This window comes from Chryseobacterium sp. SIMBA_029 (assembly GCF_046535275.1).
Taxonomy (GTDB): Bacteria; Bacteroidota; Bacteroidia; order Flavobacteriales; family Weeksellaceae; genus Chryseobacterium.
The window spans coordinates 1-251 of the sequence record NZ_JAWRXA010000630.1 but is presented as its reverse complement, the minus strand read 5'-3'; the positions used below and the strand labels follow the sequence as shown (position 1 = coordinate 251).

Sequence of the window (251 nt, the reverse complement as noted above, 5' to 3'; positions counted from 1 at the left end):
CGAATGGATTAGGACTAAAGGTACTGGAACTTCCTACTCACCCCACCACCGGAATAGAAATAGATGCATTAAAGAAATTACTTCCAAAGATTGATCTGTGCCTGTTGATTCCTAATTTTAATTCCCCTTTAGGAAGCTGTATGCCGGATGAAAATAAGAAAGAAGTGGTGAAGCTTCTGTCTGAAAATAATATTCCTCTGATTGAAGATGATGTATATGGTGATCTTTACTTTGGTTCTACTCGTCCCAAG

1 protein-coding gene is annotated in these 251 nt (G+C 38.2%); it reads left to right on the top strand.

What is annotated here, in order from left to right:
- Positions 1-251, top strand: a 251-nt coding sequence (locus SB679_RS25500; protein ID WP_410705150.1) for an aminotransferase class I/II-fold pyridoxal phosphate-dependent enzyme, incomplete at both ends; no start/stop codon positions are given.